The 15,395-nt window shown below is 61.7% G+C and carries 15 protein-coding genes; 12 read left to right on the forward strand and 3 right to left on the reverse strand.

Features of this window, described 5'->3' with window-relative positions:
- The first annotated feature begins 99 nt into the window (after positions 1–99).
- On the forward strand, positions 100–843 hold the full coding sequence (gene ugpQ, locus JAB4_RS07660) for a glycerophosphodiester phosphodiesterase (RefSeq protein ID WP_070221863.1): 744 nt from the start codon (positions 100–102) through the stop codon (positions 841–843).
- 163 nt (positions 844–1,006) lie between these two features.
- On the opposite strand, the gene JAB4_RS07665 is transcribed toward ugpQ, so the two are convergent.
- The gene (locus JAB4_RS07665; RefSeq protein WP_070221862.1) at positions 1,007–3,064 is read right to left on the reverse strand and encodes a TonB-dependent receptor; all 2,058 of its coding nucleotides are present in this window, start codon (positions 3,062–3,064) and stop codon (positions 1,007–1,009) included.
- 159 nt (positions 3,065–3,223) lie between these two features.
- Here JAB4_RS07665 and JAB4_RS07670 point away from each other — a divergent pair, with 159 nt between their 5' ends.
- From JAB4_RS07670 to JAB4_RS07695, 6 genes are all read left to right on the forward strand, one after another.
- A complete protein-coding gene (locus JAB4_RS07670) occupies positions 3,224–3,670 on the forward strand; it encodes a transcriptional repressor (protein WP_070221861.1) in 447 nt (148 codons plus the stop codon).
- 119 nt (positions 3,671–3,789) lie between these two features.
- Entirely contained in the window at positions 3,790–6,402 is a 2,613-nt protein-coding gene (gene alaS, locus JAB4_RS07675; protein WP_070221860.1) for an alanine--tRNA ligase, read from the forward strand.
- A gap of 237 nt (positions 6,403–6,639) precedes the next feature.
- On the forward strand, positions 6,640–6,867 hold the full coding sequence (locus JAB4_RS07680) for a sulfurtransferase TusA family protein (RefSeq protein WP_010395510.1): 228 nt from the start codon (positions 6,640–6,642) through the stop codon (positions 6,865–6,867).
- 243 nt (positions 6,868–7,110) lie between these two features.
- Positions 7,111–7,860, forward strand: a complete 750-nt coding sequence (locus tag JAB4_RS07685; RefSeq protein ID WP_070221859.1) for an electron transfer flavoprotein subunit beta/FixA family protein — start codon at positions 7,111–7,113, stop codon at positions 7,858–7,860.
- 40 nt (positions 7,861–7,900) lie between these two features.
- Positions 7,901–8,833, forward strand: coding sequence for an FAD-binding protein (locus tag JAB4_RS07690; RefSeq protein WP_070221858.1), 933 nt, complete (start codon positions 7,901–7,903; stop codon positions 8,831–8,833).
- A 90-nt stretch (positions 8,834–8,923) separates the two neighbouring features.
- On the forward strand, positions 8,924–10,714 hold the full coding sequence (locus JAB4_RS07695; protein WP_070221857.1) for an acyl-CoA dehydrogenase: 1,791 nt from the start codon (positions 8,924–8,926) through the stop codon (positions 10,712–10,714).
- A 238-nt stretch (positions 10,715–10,952) separates the two neighbouring features.
- Here the strand turns inward: JAB4_RS07695 and JAB4_RS07700 are convergent, their stop codons facing one another.
- Together JAB4_RS07700 and JAB4_RS07705 are read right to left on the reverse strand one after the other, a co-directional pair.
- Positions 10,953–11,579: a glycine zipper 2TM domain-containing protein gene (locus JAB4_RS07700; RefSeq protein ID WP_070221856.1), complete on the reverse strand. Its 627-nt coding sequence runs from the start codon at positions 11,577–11,579 to the stop codon at positions 10,953–10,955.
- 135 nt (positions 11,580–11,714) lie between these two features.
- Positions 11,715–12,149 carry an NINE protein gene (locus tag JAB4_RS07705; protein WP_070221855.1) on the reverse strand — a complete coding sequence of 145 codons (435 nt, stop codon included), beginning with the start codon at positions 12,147–12,149 and terminating at the stop codon, positions 11,715–11,717.
- Between the two features lie 277 nt (positions 12,150–12,426).
- Between JAB4_RS07705 and rpsP the strand changes: the two genes are divergently transcribed.
- From rpsP to JAB4_RS07730, 5 genes are all read left to right on the forward strand, one after another.
- On the forward strand, positions 12,427–12,678 hold the full coding sequence (gene rpsP, locus JAB4_RS07710; RefSeq protein ID WP_010395524.1) for a 30S ribosomal protein S16: 252 nt from the start codon (positions 12,427–12,429) through the stop codon (positions 12,676–12,678).
- Positions 12,679–12,691: 13 nt separating this feature from the next.
- The gene (gene rimM, locus JAB4_RS07715) at positions 12,692–13,249 is read left to right on the forward strand and encodes a ribosome maturation factor RimM (RefSeq protein ID WP_070221854.1); all 558 of its coding nucleotides are present in this window, start codon (positions 12,692–12,694) and stop codon (positions 13,247–13,249) included.
- Positions 13,250–13,299: 50 nt separating this feature from the next.
- Positions 13,300–14,046, forward strand: a complete 747-nt coding sequence (gene trmD, locus JAB4_RS07720) for a tRNA (guanosine(37)-N1)-methyltransferase TrmD (RefSeq protein WP_070221853.1) — start codon at positions 13,300–13,302, stop codon at positions 14,044–14,046.
- Between the two features lie 131 nt (positions 14,047–14,177).
- Entirely contained in the window at positions 14,178–14,561 is a 384-nt protein-coding gene (gene rplS, locus JAB4_RS07725) for a 50S ribosomal protein L19 (protein ID WP_010395528.1), read from the forward strand.
- An 80-nt stretch (positions 14,562–14,641) separates the two neighbouring features.
- On the forward strand, positions 14,642–15,301 hold the full coding sequence (locus tag JAB4_RS07730; RefSeq protein ID WP_070221852.1) for a CoA pyrophosphatase: 660 nt from the start codon (positions 14,642–14,644) through the stop codon (positions 15,299–15,301).
- Positions 15,302–15,395: the final 94 nt, after the last annotated feature.

The raw sequence follows: 15,395 nt of genomic DNA on the forward strand, positions 1-15,395 counted from the left end.
CGCCATTCGCAGCGTCGCGCCGCCAAACGGGGCCGCTTTACTTTTCGCGATGGGCGCGGGATAGTATGGCAAGACAGTCTTTGCTATAAAGGATTCCTCATGTGGCCCTATCCACGCACCCTGGCGCACCGCGGCGGCGGCACCCTGGCGCCTGAAAACACCCTGGCCGCCCTGCGCTGCGGCCTGGCCTACGGCTACCGCGCCGTGGAATTCGACGTCATGCTGGCGTCCGACGGCGTGCCCGTCGTCGTGCACGACCCCGAGCTGGGCCGCACGGTGGCCGGCAGCGGCCACGTCAACGATTACACGGCCGCACAGCTGGGAACGATGGAGGCGGGCGCCTGGTTCGGCCCGCAGTTTGCGGGCGAGGGCGTGCCCACGTTCGAGGCCGTGGCGGCGTATTGCAAGGCGCAGCACATCTGGATGAATATCGAGATCAAGCCGGCGCCCGGCTTCGACGTGCCGACGGGCGAGACGGTGGCGCAGGCCACGCGCGATTATTTTGCAAAGGAAATTGCTGAAGGAGAGTTATTGCCCTTGCTCTCGTCGTTCAGCATCGCCGCCCTGGAAGCGGCGCGCCAGGCGGCACCGGAACTGGCGCGCGGCTGGCTGGTCGAACGGATACCGGACGATTGGGCGCGCACGGTGAAGGAACTGGATGTGGTAGCGCTCCATTGCGACCACACGCAACTGACGCGCGCGCTGGCGCTGGCAGTCAAAGAGGAGGGATTGGGACTGTTCTGCTACACCGTCAACACGCCCGAACGGGCCAGTGAGCTGCTGGCCTGGGGCGTGGATGGGTTTTGCACGGACAGGATAGATTTGATCGGAGCGACGGAATAATGCGATGCATACTCAGCGGAAATCCGGGGGCAGTCCCTTCGGGAGTGGAATTTTCCCCATTGGAAAAAATTCCCCCGGACGGGTCTGACCCCAGCAGTTGTCCGGACCATGGTGTTGTCGGCTTACGCGCTTGCGCGCTAAGCCGACCTACGTTTCAAGCAGCTTAGAAAGTCACACGCATGCCGACGGTGACATTGCGCCCCGTCAAAGGCGCCGCATTCTTGATGAATGAAGTGTGGCTGTACGCCAGTTCGTTCGTCAGGTTGTTCGCCTTGATGTAGAACTGGGCCGGCGTCGTGCCGATGCGCGTGTCGTAGTTGGCGGACAGGTTCAGCATGTTGTAGCCCGGGGTTGCCGTTTCGAACGCGGCCACCTTGTCTTGCTTGCCCACACGGTAGAACTCGGCCACGCCGCTCCATGCCTGCCAGTTGGCATCGACCTTCACGCCAAAACGCTGGGCCGGAATGCGCGGCAAGTTGCCACCATTGTTGGCCAGCTTGGCCCGCACGTAGTCGCCGAACACGCTGGCGCCGAACATGGGGTTCAGTTGCTGGCGCACTTGCCCTTCCACGCCCGTGAACGTGGCGTCGCGCTGGGCGTACTGGATCAGCTGGAAGCCTTCATGGCTGTCCAGCGTGCTGCCGAAGATGTAGTTGTCGACCTTGTTGCGGTAGGCGCTGGCCGAGAAGGTCGTGGCGCCCGCATATTTGCGCAAGGTCAAGTCGATATTGTTCGACGTTTCCTTGCCCAGGTTTTGATTGCCCAGTTCATACGTGGCCGTGGCCATGTGCACGCCGTGCGCATACAGTTCCTCGGCGCTGGGCAGGCGGTGGGTGCGCGAAATGGTCGAACCGAGCGAATACTGGGGCGCGAATTTCCACACGGCGCCCAGCGAGACCGACGTGCCCTTGGCGCTGCGGTCCTGCAAGGTGGCGCTGTCGACCGCGATGTCTTGCCATTCGTGGCGCAAGCCCGCCTCGAAGCGCCATTGGTCGAGCTTGTATTCCTCCACGAGGAAGGCGGCGTGCTTCTTCGTGACCGTCGGCGCCACGTAGGCTTCCTCGCCCAGGGCGGAGAAATCGCGCTTCGACGTTTGCAGGCCGACCACGCCGCGCCAGCCGAAGACGGGATGGTGTTCCATTTCCAGGCGCGCGTCGTGGCCCTTGTTTTTAAATGTGGTGGCGATTTGCCTGCCTTCGATTTCATCGTGCTTGTAATCGGTAAACGACGCGCGCAGGCGCAGCTTGGCGAAGCCGGGCACGGGGTCGCGCAATTCGCCGCGCACATCCCAGCGCTCGCTCTTCAGTTTCACGTAGGGCACGCTTTCATGCTCGTGATCGTGGTCATGTTCCTCTTCGTCGCCGTGGCCGTGGCCTTCATGACCGCCGCAGTGCAGGTGGGTGCCATGCGGGTGGCAGCTCTCGAATTCATGGTTGTGGCCAGGCAAGCCGTATTCCGCATGCTGGCTGGTGAAGGCCAGGCCCAGGAAGCCGCGTTCACCCACCCACGACACGCCCACGCTGCCCGTGTCCGTCTTGTTGTAGCTGCCGGCCACTTTGGAGCCGCCTTCCCAGCCGCTGCCGACCTTGTATTCCTTCGCGTCGCGCTTGACGCCTTCCGCGTGGAAGGCGATGTTGCCGGAGCCGCCAGTCACTTCAAAGGCGCCCGCCTTGTCGCGCGCGGCCGAGTTGGCGCGTACTTCCGCGCTGCCTTCGAAGCCTTTGGCTGGCACGCGGGTGGGGATTTTCTTGTCGATCACATTGACGACGCCGCCGACTGCGCCGCCGCCGTAGGCCAGCGCGGACGGGCCGCGCAAGACTTCAATCTGTTCCGACAGCATCGGTTCGGCCGCGACGGCATGGTCGGGGCTGATGGTCGAGGCATCCTGCACTTCGGCACCGTCGGACAGGATCTTTACACGGGGGCCATCCATGCCGCGGATGATGGGGCGGCTGGCGCCGGCGCCGAAATGGCTGGACGTGATGCCGGGCTGGCCGGCCAGGGTTTCGCCCAGGGTCGCTTCGCGGGCGCGCACCAGTTCCTCGCCTTCCAGTACGGTCACGGGGGTGCTCATGTCGTCGCTGCCCAGGGCCAGCGCGCTGGCCGAAACGGTGACGGCAGGCAAGGTGGCTGCCTGTTGCGCCAGGGCGCTGGCGGGGGCGGCAAAGGCCAGCATGATGGCCAGCGCGAGGGGAGTGGGTTGGTGAGGACGGACGGACATGGGCACGAATTCCTTTATCAGCTATCGGTGTTGGCAGGGTTGGGGCAGCGCATGAACAGGAAATAGCCTGCCCTAAGATGATAATGATAACCCATTATCATTAATGTGTGGCAGTTTTTCCGGGCAGTAGATACAGGCGGATGGTGTATTCTGTCGGCTATGGAACGCACAACACGTCAAAAAACCGCTATTCAAGCCGCCATCGAGTCGGCCCAGCGCCCCCTGTCGGCGCAGGAAATCCTCGAACAGGCCAGCTTGCAGGTGACGCAACTGGGCATCGCCACCGTTTACCGCAACTTGAAGTCCTTGGTGCTGGAGGAAAAGGTGCACGTGGTGACCTTGCCGGGCGAAAACCCGCGCTACGAGTCGAACACGGCCGCCAATCACCACCATCACCATTTCCAGTGCACCACGTGTCAGCGCGTGTTCGATGTGCATGATTGCCCGGGCGACTTGAAGCGCATGGCGCCGCAAGGCTTTATTGTCGAGCGCCACGAACTGACCCTGTACGGCCGCTGCGCCGATTGCAATGCGGCCGCCGGCGCCAGTGCGGTCGCCGCCGGTGCCGCCCCGCACGCCTGCGCCAGCGGCCACGACCCGGCCTGAGCGGGCAGGCTGTCGATGTTGGCACGTGCGCAACAATGCCCGTGCCGGCCGTCAATGCCGCACCCCATATCACGTATAATCTTCCCTTTAAAGCTGCCGCCACTCTTTGCCAAAAAAACATGAAATCAACTGAAATCCGCGACAAGTTCCTCAAATTTTTCGAGTCCAAGGGCCATTCCATCGTCCGTTCCAGCTCCCTGGTGCCAGGCAACGATCCGACCTTGCTGTTGACGAACAGCGGCATGGTGCAGTTCAAGGATGTGTTTACGGGCACGGACAGCCGTCCGTACACGCGCGCCACCTCCGTGCAGCGCTGCGTGCGCGCCGGCGGCAAGCACAACGATCTGGAAAACGTCGGCTATACGGCGCGCCACCATACGTTCTTTGAAATGCTGGGCAATTTCAGCTTCGGCGACTATTTCAAGCGCGACGCGATCCAGTACGCGTGGGAACTGCTGACCAAGGTGTACGGCTTGCCTGCTGACAAGCTGACGGTCACCGTGTACATCGAAGATGACGAAGCGTACGACATCTGGGCCAAGGAAATCGGCGTGCCTGTCGAGCGCATCATCCGCATCGGCGACAACAAGGGTTCGCGCTACGCGTCCGACAATTTCTGGCAGATGGCTGATACGGGCCCATGCGGTCCATGTACGGAAATCTTCTACGACCACGGCGCCGACATTCCTGGCGGCCCGCCGGGCTCGCCTGACGAAGATGGCGACCGCTTCATTGAAATCTGGAACCTGGTGTTCATGCAGTTCAACCGCGACGAAGCGGGCGTCATGCACAAGCTGCCGAAGCCGTGCGTCGACACGGGCATGGGCATGGAGCGCCTGGCCGCCGTGCTGCAGCACGTGCATTCGAACTATGAAATCGACCTGTTCCAGCACCTGATCAAGGCTGCCGCGCGCGAAACGGGCGCCACGGACCTGGAAAACAAGTCGCTGCGCGTGATCGCCGACCACATCCGCGCCGCCGCCTTCATGATCGTCGACGGCATCATTCCGGGCAGCGAAGGCCGCGCGTATGTCTTGCGCCGCATCATCCGCCGCGCCCTGCGCCATGGCCACAAGCTGGGCCAGACGAAACCGTTCTTCTACAAGCTGGTGGCCGATCTCGCCATCGAGATGGGCGGCGCCTATCCCGAGCTGGAAGAAGCGAAGGACAACGTCGCCAACATGCTCAAGGCCGAGGAAGAGCGTTTCGGCGAAACCCTGGAAACGGGCATGAAAGTGCTGGAAGCGCAGCTGGCCAAGGATGCTACGGGCATCGACGGCGCCACCGCTTTTACTTTGTACGAAACCTACGGCTTCCCGCCGGACCTGACGGCCGACATCTGCCGCGAACGCAACATCACCTTCGACCAGGTGGGCTACGACGCAGCCCTGAAAGAAAGCCAGGAACTGTCGCGCAAGGGCGGCAAGACGCACAAGGACAGCAAGGTCGAGTACACGGGCGAGAAAAACAAATTCGTCGGCTACGACCAGTTGACGTTCAGCAGCAAAGTCGTCGCGCTGTACGCGGCCGGCACGCCCGTGCAGGAACTGAAAGCCGGTGAAGCGGGCATCGTCGTGCTCGACACCACGCCGTTCTACGCGGAATCGGGCGGCCAGGTGGGCGACCAGGGCGTGATCGCCTCGGGCGCGGGCAGCTTTGCCGTCAGCGATACGCTGAAAATCCAGGCCGACGTGTTCGGCCACCACGGCGTGCTCGAATCGGGTGTGCTGAAGGTGGGCGACGCTGTCTCGGCCGAAGTCGATACGGCCAAGCGCGCGCGCACCATCCGCAACCACTCGGCCACGCACCTGATGCACAAGGCCTTGCGCGAAGTGCTGGGCAGCCACGTGGCGCAAAAGGGTTCGCTGGTCGACCCAGATAAAACCCGTTTCGACTTCAGCCACAATGCGCCGATGACGGCGGAGCAGATCGCCGCCGTGGAAACGATCGTCAACAAGGAAATCCTGGAAAACCGCGCCACGCAAGCCCATTTGATGTCGTTTGACGATGCCGTCAAGCATGGCGCAATGGCACTGTTTGGCGAGAAGTACGGCGACGAAGTGCGCGTGCTCGACATCGGCAGCTCGAAAGAGCTGTGCGGCGGCGTCCACGTGCAGCGCACGGGCGACATCGGCCTGTTCAAGATCATCGGCGAAAGCGGCGTAGCCGCTGGCATCCGCCGCGTGGAAGCGGTGACGGGCGAGGGCGCGCTGGCGCTGGTGCAAACCATCAACCGCCGCCTCGTCGAAGCGGCCAGCGCCCTGAAGGCGCAGCCGGAAGAACTGACGGCCCGCATCGTCCAGGTGCAGGACCACGTGAAGGCGCTGGAAAAGGAACTGGCCGCGCTGAAATCGAAACTGGCGTCGGGCCAGGGCGATGAGCTGGTCACGCAAGCCGTCGATGTCAACGGCATCAAGGTGCTGGCGGCCGTGCTGGAAGGCGCCGACGTGGCCCGTCTGCGCGAAACCATGGACAAGCTGAAGGACAAGCTGAAAACGGCCGCCATCGTGCTGGCCAGCGTGGCCGACGGCAAGGTCAGCCTGATCGCCGGCGTGACGGCGGACGCGACTTCCAAGGTCAAAGCGGGCGAGCTGGTGAACTTCGTTGCACAGCAAGTGGGCGGAAAAGGCGGCGGACGCCCCGATATGGCGCAGGCTGGCGGCACCGATCCGAGCGGCCTGGCGAACGCCCTGGCCGGCGTGCCGGCCTGGGTCGGCGAACGCGCAAAATAAGGCGTAAGCTAGAAGGCATGCGGGGTTTTCGCCCCACAGCCCCTTGAAAACGGCCCGCAGACGGTGTTTGCGGGCCGTTTTGCCGTGTGGAATCTCGTTGTGACACCACAACAGCCGATGAACTATTTTGGTGCAGCGCGTCAATGCCCCTGATTTAGAGTAGTATGTCGAAAATCAGTACAACAAAACAATGGTGGGATATTGATGATGAGCGACACACTACTTGATACCGAGATTATGGAATTTCACAAAGAACTCGACGCGCGGGGCTTGAATTGCCCGTTGCCGATTCTGAAGGCGAAAAAGGCTTTGTCAGAGCTGCAGAGCGGGGAAGTGCTGCGCATCATGGCAACCGATCCCGGTTCCGTGCGCGACTTCCAGGCTTTCGCCAAGCAAACGGGCAATGCCCTGCTGTCGCACGTGCAGACGGGTACCGAATTCGTCTTCCTGATGCAACGCAAATAATTCTGCCAGCCGGGGCCGCCGTGGCGCGGCCTGGTTTTCCTTCCCGAACCAGCCCTTTTGCTGCCCTGCAGCGTAGCGGCGGACCCCCTTGAAATTCCCGAAGCTGGACAGTTTAGATGGATTGCTCTAACAAAAAATCGCACGATCGTGCTTAAATTCGGTTCAGGATTCAAATTTCTCTTATAATCGAACGCACAATCAGCACTTGATCCGTCATTTTTATAATTTCCCAAAGGCATAGCTATGAAAGTCTTGGTACCCGTCAAACGCGTGGTCGACTATAACGTCAAAGTCCGCGTCAAGAGTGACGGCACTGGCGTCGATACCGCCAACGTCAAAATGTCGATGAACCCTTTCGATGAGATCGCGCTGGAAGAAGCGATGCGCCTGAAAGAAGCCGGCAAGGTCACTGAAGTGGTCGCCATCTCCTGCGGCGTGACGCAGTGCCAGGAAACCCTGCGCACGGCCATGGCCATCGGCGCCGACCGCGGCATCCTGGTGGAAACGACGACCGACCTGGAACCGCTGGCCGTGGCCAAGCTGGTCAAGTCCCTGGCCGAGAAAGAACAGCCGCAACTGATCATCCTGGGCAAGCAGGCGATCGATGACGACAGCAACCAGACGGGCCAGATGCTCGCTGCCCTGCTGGGTTGGCCGCAAGCCACGTTCGCTTCGAAAGTCGTGCTGGAAGATGGCAAAGTCACCGTCACGCGCGAAGTCGACGGCGGCCTGGAAACCCTGGCATTGACCTTGCCAGCGATCATCACCACCGACCTGCGTCTGAACGAGCCACGCTATGTGACCTTGCCGAACATCATGAAGGCAAAGAAAAAGCCGCTCGAGACCGTCAAGCCGGAAGACCTGGGCGTCGATGTTGCGCCACGTCTGAAGACCCTGAAAGTCGTCGAGCCAGCCAAGCGCTCGGCCGGCATCAAGGTGCCGGACGTCGCCACCCTGGTCGCCAAGCTGCGTACCGAAGCCAAAGTCATCTAAGCGGCTTTGCCGTCACTCCAGAACAATTACAGGACATATCATGGTCGCATTAGTTATTGCTGAACACGACAACGCTACCTTAAAGGGCAGCACCCACCACACCGTGACCGCAGCTGCCCAGTGCGGCGGCGACGTGCACGTACTGGTCGCAGGTTCGAACGCCTCGGCTGCCGCCGCTGCCGCCGCGCAAATCGCCGGCGTGACGAAAGTCATCGTGGCCGACGCGCCATACTTTGCCGACGGCCTGGCCGAAAACGTGGCCGAGCAAGTGCTGGCCATCGCCGGCAACTACAGCCACATCCTGGCGCCAGCCACCGCCTACGGCAAGAACATCCTGCCGCGCGTGGCCGCCAAGCTGGACGTAGCGCAAATCTCGGAAATCACCAAGGTCGACTCGCCTGACACCTTCGAGCGCCCGATCTACGCCGGTAACGCCATTGCCACCGTGCAATCTGGCGACAAGGTCAAGGTCATCACCGTGCGTACCACCGGTTTCGACGCCGCTGCCGCCACCGGCGGTTCGGCTGCCACGGAAACCGTCGCTGCCGTTGGCGACAATGGCAAATCGGCCTTCGTGGGCCGCGAACTGGCCAAGTCCGACCGTCCTGAACTGACCGCCGCGAAAATCATCGTGTCGGGCGGCCGTGGCATGGGTTCGGCCGAGAACTTCCACATCCTGGAACCGCTGGCCGACAAGCTGGGCGCCGCTATGGGTGCTTCGCGCGCCGCCGTCGACGCCGGCTTCGTGCCGAACGACTGGCAAGTGGGCCAGACGGGCAAGATCGTCGCGCCATCGCTGTACATCGCCGTCGGTATCTCGGGCGCGATCCAGCATCTGGCCGGCATGAAAGACTCGAAAACCATCGTCGCCATCAACAAGGATCCGGAAGCGCCGATCTTTGCCGTGGCCGACTACGGCATCGTGGGCGATCTGTTCGAGATCGTGCCGCAACTGGTCAAAGAACTGGGCTAAGTCTTACCCATTCAGGTTTTGTATATCACGAAGCCACGCCGGCCCGCCCCACACGGCGAGCCGCGCGTGGCTTTTTTCTTGGAGAAATAGATGAGCTATCAAGCCCCGCTGAAAGACATGTTGTTCGTGATGAACGAACTGGCCGGCCTGGCCGAAATCCATACTTTGCCTGGCTGCGAAGACGCCACGCCCGACACGGCCGAAGCCGTGCTGGAAGAAAACGCCAAGTTCTGCGGCGGCGTGGTGGCCCCCTTGAACGGCCCCAGCGACAAGGAACCGAGCTTCTGGCACGACGGCCAGGTCACGACCTCGAAAGGCTTCAAGGAAGCGTTCAAGGCGTATGGCGAAGCGGGCTGGCAGGGCGTGCAGCATCCGACCGAGTTTGGCGGCCAGGGCTTGCCCAAGCTCTTGGCCACGCCCTGCATCGAAATGCTCAATTCGGCCAGCATCTCGTTTGCCCTGGTGGCCCTGCTGTCGGACGGCGCCATCGAAGCGCTGCTGACGGCCGGCAGTGACGCGCAAAAGGCCACGTATCTGGAAAACCTGGTCTCCGGCAAGTGGACGGGCACCATGAACCTGACTGAGCCGCAAGCGGGGTCCGACCTGGCCGCCGTGCGCACGCGCGCCGTGCCGCAGGACGATGGCACCTATAAAGTGTTCGGCACGAAGATTTTCATCACGTACGGCGAGCACGACATGGCGGAAAACATCGTCCACCTGGTGCTGGCCCGCACGCCGGACGCACCGGCCGGTGTGAAAGGCATTTCGCTGTTCATCGTGCCGAAATTCCTCGTCAATGCGGACGGCAGCCTCGGCGCGCGCAATGACGCGCACTGCGTGTCCATCGAGCACAAACTGGGCATCAAGGCCAGTCCCACGGCCGTGCTGCAGTTCGGCGACCACGGCGGCGCCATCGGCACCCTGGTGGGCGAGGAAAACCGCGGTCTCGAATACATGTTCATCATGATGAACGCGGCCCGCTTCGGCGTGGGCTTGCAAGGCATCGGCCTGGCCGAGCGCGCCTACCAGCAGGCCGTGGCGTTCGCCAAGGACCGCGTGCAGTCGCGCGACCTGGCCGGCTCGCCTGGTCCGGTCTCCATCATCCACCACCCGGACGTGCGCCGCATGCTGATGTCGATGCGCTCGCAGACGGAGGCGGCGCGCGCGCTGGCCTACGTGGGCGCGGCCATCAGCGACGTGGCGCACCACCATCCGGACGCCGACGTGCGCGCGGAAAGTCTGGCGACGTACGAATACCTGGTGCCCGTGATCAAGGGCTGGGCCACGGAAATGTCGCAGGACGTCACGCGCGACGGCGTGCAAGTGCACGGCGGCATGGGTTTCATCGAAGAGACGGGTGCCGCCCAGCATTACCGTGACGCCAAGATCCTGACGATCTACGAAGGCACGACGGCCATCCAGGCGAACGACCTCGTGGGCCGCAAGACGGTGCGCGACGGCGGCGCCGTGGCAAAAGCCATCATCGCCCAGGTGCGCGCTACGGAAGCCCAGCTGGGCGAACTGACCGGCGCCGACTTCCAGGCCATGCAGCGCCACCTGGCCGAAGGCAGCGCCGCGCTGGAAGCCGTGGTCGAGTATGTGGTGGCGAACATGAAGACGGACATCAAGGCCGTGTTCGCGGGCAGCGTGCCCTACCTGAAGCTGGCCGGCATCGTGCTGGGCGGCTGGCAAATGGCGCGCGCGGCCATCGTGGCGCAGCAAAAGCTGGGAGAGGGCAGCGGCGACGCATCGTTCTACAAGGCAAAAATCGCCACGGCCCGCTTCTTTGCCGACCACATCCTGTCTCAGGCACCGGGCTTGCGCGCCACCATCATCGACGGCAGCGCCGGCGTGATGGCCTTGTCGGAAGAGCAGTTTTAACCGGGGTCAGACCCCCCCCCCTCGTCCGCTAACGCCGAGTTTGACGTTGGCATTAGCGAGGGTCTGACCCCAGCAGTGTGCTGAAGGCCCGCAGAGGCAAAAAAAGCGCTGGAGATCGCTCTCCAGCGCTTTTTTTAACCACAAAGACAAATGCCGGGGTCAGACCCGCCGGGGGAATGTGCGCCAATGGCGCGCATTCCGATCCCACAGGGACTGACCCCAGATTTACTCTGCATTCTTAACGGCGGGCGATGCCGTTGCCGGAATTGCGTACCAAATCGCCAGCGGCCAGGCCAGGGTCCTGGTCAAACGCGAAGTCAGCTTTGGCGCCCGTTTCGTATTGCACGGTGACGGTCCAGGTCTTGGCGTTCTTCATGTGGCCTTCGACTTGCTTGCCCGCGTAGGCGCCGCCAGCGGCGCCGGCCAGGGTGGCCAGGTCCTTGCCGCGTCCGCCGCCGACCTGGCGGCCCAGCAGGGCGCCGGCCACGCCGCCGCCGATCATGCCCAGTGCGCCGCCTTCACCGGCTTTTTCAGTAACGTTGACTGCCAGTACCTTGCCGCAATCGGCGCAAATCTGATGCTGCGGCTGCTTGGAAGGCTGGCTGGCGTAGGAGTTGCCCGCCTTTTGCGCGGCCTTGGCATTGATGATGGCCTGGTCGTATTCGCCCTTGGCGTCGCGCAGGCATTGCATGCGGGCTTTCGAGCTGCTTTCTTCTGCGCACAATTTCTTGTCGTCCGCATAGCGGGTGTTGGCTTGCTTCGTGTCGTACGCGTATTGCGCCTTCGGCGACAGGTTTTGCGCGAAGGCGGATGTGCTGAACAGGGCCGTGACGGCGACTGCGAGGATGAGTGGGCGACGAATCATGATCTTCTCCTAGGGGGTGTTAAATGAGCCAGTAATGTCGGCATTGTGAATGCAGTATAGAGGAAAATCATGATTGCTTACCAACACTTACATGTGCGTGCGGGGCGACGGATTGATGTAATTTCCATGCGGAAATTAACCGTAGGCGCCGCCTGTGTACAGCAAGTCGAACAGGCGCGCCATGGTGGCGATCAGCACGCCCGCGCCTAGCATCAAGGTAGCGACCAGCACCACGGCCAGGGGCCAGCCCGTGTCCGACGCGCGGCTTGATGCGGCATTGTAGCGGGCGTCCCACTTGTCGTCCGGCATCAGGCCCAGCACCAGCGCTTCCAGGAAGCCGCCCAGGGCGGATAGGGTCAGCGGTAATATCTGATAAAACCAGTCCGCCTCGGGAAACAGCTGATGCAGCAGCGCGCTGGCGGGCAGGGCGGCCAGGTGTAGCCAGCCCCAGCGGTCTTTGGCGCCGTGCAGGTAGAAGCGGTGCGCGCCCAGCGTGCCCAGCAAAAAGGCCAGCAAGGTGGTGAATGCCTTGTTCTTGTGCGACTGTTGCAAAATGGTAGCGGTGGTCATGGGACTCCAGAGTTGCTCATCAGTAAAGATTGCCAGTATCGGTCATTGCCTCGCACAACGATAGCACTTTCCTGTGGCGTTTATGCAATGATTTCGCCTGAGTTCAAGCCATGGCCGGCACGATAGACGCAGACGCCTATTGCGTCTTCGGCCCTGACTGGTCATAATGTTTGATTAGCCCAAATTACACGCCCGTCATCATAACGCTTGCTGCCTGGCGGTAAAGCGCGCTATAATTTGCGGCTTTTTCCGCCTCAGCACACTTTTTGGAAATATTATGGTCGTTATTCGTTTAGCTCGTGGAGGCGCCAAGAAGCGCCCGTTCTTCAACATCGTCGCTACTGATTCGCGCAATCGCCGCGATGGTCGCTTCATTGAGCGTATCGGTTTTTACAACCCGATGGCGCAAGGTGGCGAAGTTCCACTGCGTATCACCGCAGACCGTCTGGCCTACTGGCAAGGCGTTGGCGCACAATTGTCGCCAACCGTTGCTCGCCTGGTAGCCAGCAACAACAAAGCAGCAGCTTAATTAGATCACTGGTTTGACGGTCAAGACTGCATCCGGGGTGAAAGTCCCCGATGACCTGGTACAGGTAGGCTATGTCTCCGGTGCTTATGGCATTGCTGGCGGGGTCAGGATCACTCCTTTCTCCGACGATGCGGATGCATTATTAAGCGTCAAAACCTGGTGGTTTGATAAACCGACCTTGCATGATGTTCAAGTCAGGCAAGCGAAGTTACACGGCGGCGACGTCGTGGCCCAGCTGGTGGGTGTGGTCGGGCGGGATGCCGCAGAAGCGCTGAAAGGCGTGTCTGTGCAAATTCCGCGTAGCCATTTCCCGACGCTGTCGGCCGATGAGTTTTATTGGTCCGATCTGATCGGACTGACAGTCGAGAATTTGCAAGGCGAGTGCCTCGGCACAGTGCACGACATGATGAGCAATGGTCCGCAGTCGATCTTGCGCGTTACGCCCGTCGCCAGTGCCGATGAGACCGTTGAAAAGGCGCCTGAGCGCCTGATCCCGTTTGTTGGCCAGTTTGTCATTAACGTTGACAAGGCTGCCAGCAAGATCACGGTCGACTGGGGCCTCGATTATTAAACCGCCTGCGCATGACTTTGCGCCGGGCAAACGTTGCAGGATGGTGAACGATGCAATTTGATGTCGTGACCCTGTTCCCGGAAATGTTTGCCGCGCTGACGCAGTCGGGTGTGACCCGGCGCGCCTTCGAGCAGGGGAAATGTGGCTTGTCCTTGTGGAATCCCCGTGATTTCACGACCGACAATCACCGTACCGTGGATGACCGCCCGTATGGCGGCGGCCCCGGCATGGTGATGATGGCCCGTCCCCTCGAAGCGACAATTAATGCCGCCAAGCAACGCCAGGCCGAATTGGGACTGGCGGCGCCCCGCGTGGTGTTCATGTCGCCGCAAGGCCGTCCGCTGACGCACGCGCGCGTCACGCAGCTGAAAGCCGAGCCTGGCCTGGTGATCCTGTGTGGCCGCTATGAAGCCGTGGACCAGCGTTTGCTGGACCGTTGCGTCGACGAGGAAATCAGCATGGGCGACTTCGTCCTGTCGGGCGGTGAATTGCCCGCCATGGCGCTGATGGATGCGGTGATCCGCCTGTTGCCCGGTGTCTTGAACACGGAGGCATCGGCCATCGAGGACAGCTTCGTCAATGGCTTGCTCGATTCGCCGCACTACACGCGGCCGGAAACATACGAAGGCATGGCCGTGCCGCCCGTCTTGATGGGTGGCAATCATGCCGAGATCGTCAAGTGGCGCCGCCAGCGCATGCTGGAAGCGACCGCGACAAAGCGGCCTGACCTGCTGGTCAGTGCGCGCGCCGCCGGCTTGCTCAGCAAGACCGACGAAAAATTCTTGGCCAGCCTGTAAGCCGTCTCCGGACGGCCGGCAGGGTGGCCAGTAGTGCCGGGCATGTTGCCCATATTGTGTTACCCATCCTCTACCGGGCGGATACTTGCTATCCACAGTGCGCCGGCATGATGGTTTTCGGAGTTATAAAAATGGACTTGATTCAACAATTAGAGCAGGAAGAAATTGCTCGTCTGGGTAAAACCATTCCTGAATTCGCACCAGGCGATACCGTTATCGTCAGCGTCAACGTAGTCGAAGGCACGCGCAAGCGCGCCCAGGCTTACGAAGGCGTCGTTATCTCCCGTCGTAACCGTGGCCTGAACTCGAACTTCATCGTTCGTAAGATCTCGTCCGGCGAAGGCGTTGAGCGTACGTTCCAACTGTACTCGCCGCTTATCGCTTCGATCGAAGTGAAACGCCGTGGTGATGTTCGCCGCGCCAAGCTGTACTATCTGCGTGAGCGTTCGGGTAAATCGGCGCGTATCAAAGAAAAATTGCCAAACCGCCGCGTTGTGGCGAAAGCAAGCGCGTAATATCAGCGTCTGCGTTGGGAAAAGGGGTACCGTATTGGTGCCCCTTTTTTTATTTAGAATTGCTAATGGGATAAGCTGCCATGGCCACCATCGCATTTGATCCAAAACAACTCGCCATCGATTCGATCGCCGGCGAGGCGGCGCTGGACGCCGTGCGCCTGACGCCGGACTGGCTGCGCCAGCGCCTGGCCGAACAGCCTGACTGGCAGCCCGAGATCACCCAGGATTTCCTCTCCGCCCGCGCCGTGCCCGTGCGCGCCGCCGTCCTCATTCCTCTGGTGCAGCGGCCGCAGGGCTTGACCATTTTGCTGACCATGCGCACGGACCACCTGAGCAGCCATGCGGGCCAGGTCAGCTTTCCCGGCGGTCGCAGCGAGCCGTTCGATGGCTCGCCCGTGGCCACGGCCTTGCGCGAAACGGAAGAAGAAGTGGGCCTGGCGCGCGAGCACATCGAAGTGCTGGGCTGCCTGCCCGACTACCTGACGGGCACGGGCTACCAGGTCACGCCCGTGGTGGGCCTGGTAACGCCGCCGTTCGAACTGCGCGCCGACCCGTCCGAAGTGGCGGAAATCTTCGAAGTGCCGCTGGCCTTCCTCATGGATGGCCTCAACCATCAGCGCCTGTCGGTGGAATTGCCGGGCGGACGGCGCTCGTTCTACGCCATGCCGTACGAGCGCTTCTACATTTGGGGCGCCACGGCCGGCATGCTGCGCAATCTGTTTCACCTGCTGCGCGCGTAAAATGGCGCCGCGCACGTAATAAGTTTGATTCCAGCACGGCACTGCGCTATCGTAGCGGGCATTGCGGTATTGCTGAAAAAGACAAAAAGGACGT

It is taken from the genome of Janthinobacterium sp. HH102, assembly GCF_001758625.2.
GTDB lineage: Bacteria > Pseudomonadota > Gammaproteobacteria > Burkholderiales > Burkholderiaceae_D > Janthinobacterium.

Bases quoted from the DNA above. Each gene is read 5' to 3' on its own strand.
- ugpQ (WP_070221863.1), top strand. From the start codon at position 100: ATGTGGCCCTATCCACGCACCCTGGCGCACCGCGGCGGCGGCACCCTG.
- JAB4_RS07665 (WP_070221862.1), bottom strand. From the start codon at position 3,064: ATGTCCGTCCGTCCTCACCAACCCACTCCCCTCGCGCTGGCCATCATG.
- JAB4_RS07670 (WP_070221861.1), top strand. From the start codon at position 3,224: ATGGAACGCACAACACGTCAAAAAACCGCTATTCAAGCCGCCATCGAG.
- alaS (WP_070221860.1), top strand. From the start codon at position 3,790: ATGAAATCAACTGAAATCCGCGACAAGTTCCTCAAATTTTTCGAGTCC.
- JAB4_RS07680 (WP_010395510.1), top strand. From the start codon at position 6,640: ATGGAATTTCACAAAGAACTCGACGCGCGGGGCTTGAATTGCCCGTTG.
- JAB4_RS07685 (WP_070221859.1), top strand. From the start codon at position 7,111: ATGAAAGTCTTGGTACCCGTCAAACGCGTGGTCGACTATAACGTCAAA.
- JAB4_RS07690 (WP_070221858.1), top strand. From the start codon at position 7,901: ATGGTCGCATTAGTTATTGCTGAACACGACAACGCTACCTTAAAGGGC.
- JAB4_RS07695 (WP_070221857.1), top strand. From the start codon at position 8,924: ATGAGCTATCAAGCCCCGCTGAAAGACATGTTGTTCGTGATGAACGAA.
- JAB4_RS07700 (WP_070221856.1), bottom strand. From the start codon at position 11,579: ATGATTCGTCGCCCACTCATCCTCGCAGTCGCCGTCACGGCCCTGTTC.
- JAB4_RS07705 (WP_070221855.1), bottom strand. From the start codon at position 12,149: ATGACCACCGCTACCATTTTGCAACAGTCGCACAAGAACAAGGCATTC.
- rpsP (WP_010395524.1), top strand. From the start codon at position 12,427: ATGGTCGTTATTCGTTTAGCTCGTGGAGGCGCCAAGAAGCGCCCGTTC.
- trmD (WP_070221853.1), top strand. From the start codon at position 13,300: ATGCAATTTGATGTCGTGACCCTGTTCCCGGAAATGTTTGCCGCGCTG.
- rplS (WP_010395528.1), top strand. From the start codon at position 14,178: ATGGACTTGATTCAACAATTAGAGCAGGAAGAAATTGCTCGTCTGGGT.
- JAB4_RS07730 (WP_070221852.1), top strand. From the start codon at position 14,642: ATGGCCACCATCGCATTTGATCCAAAACAACTCGCCATCGATTCGATC.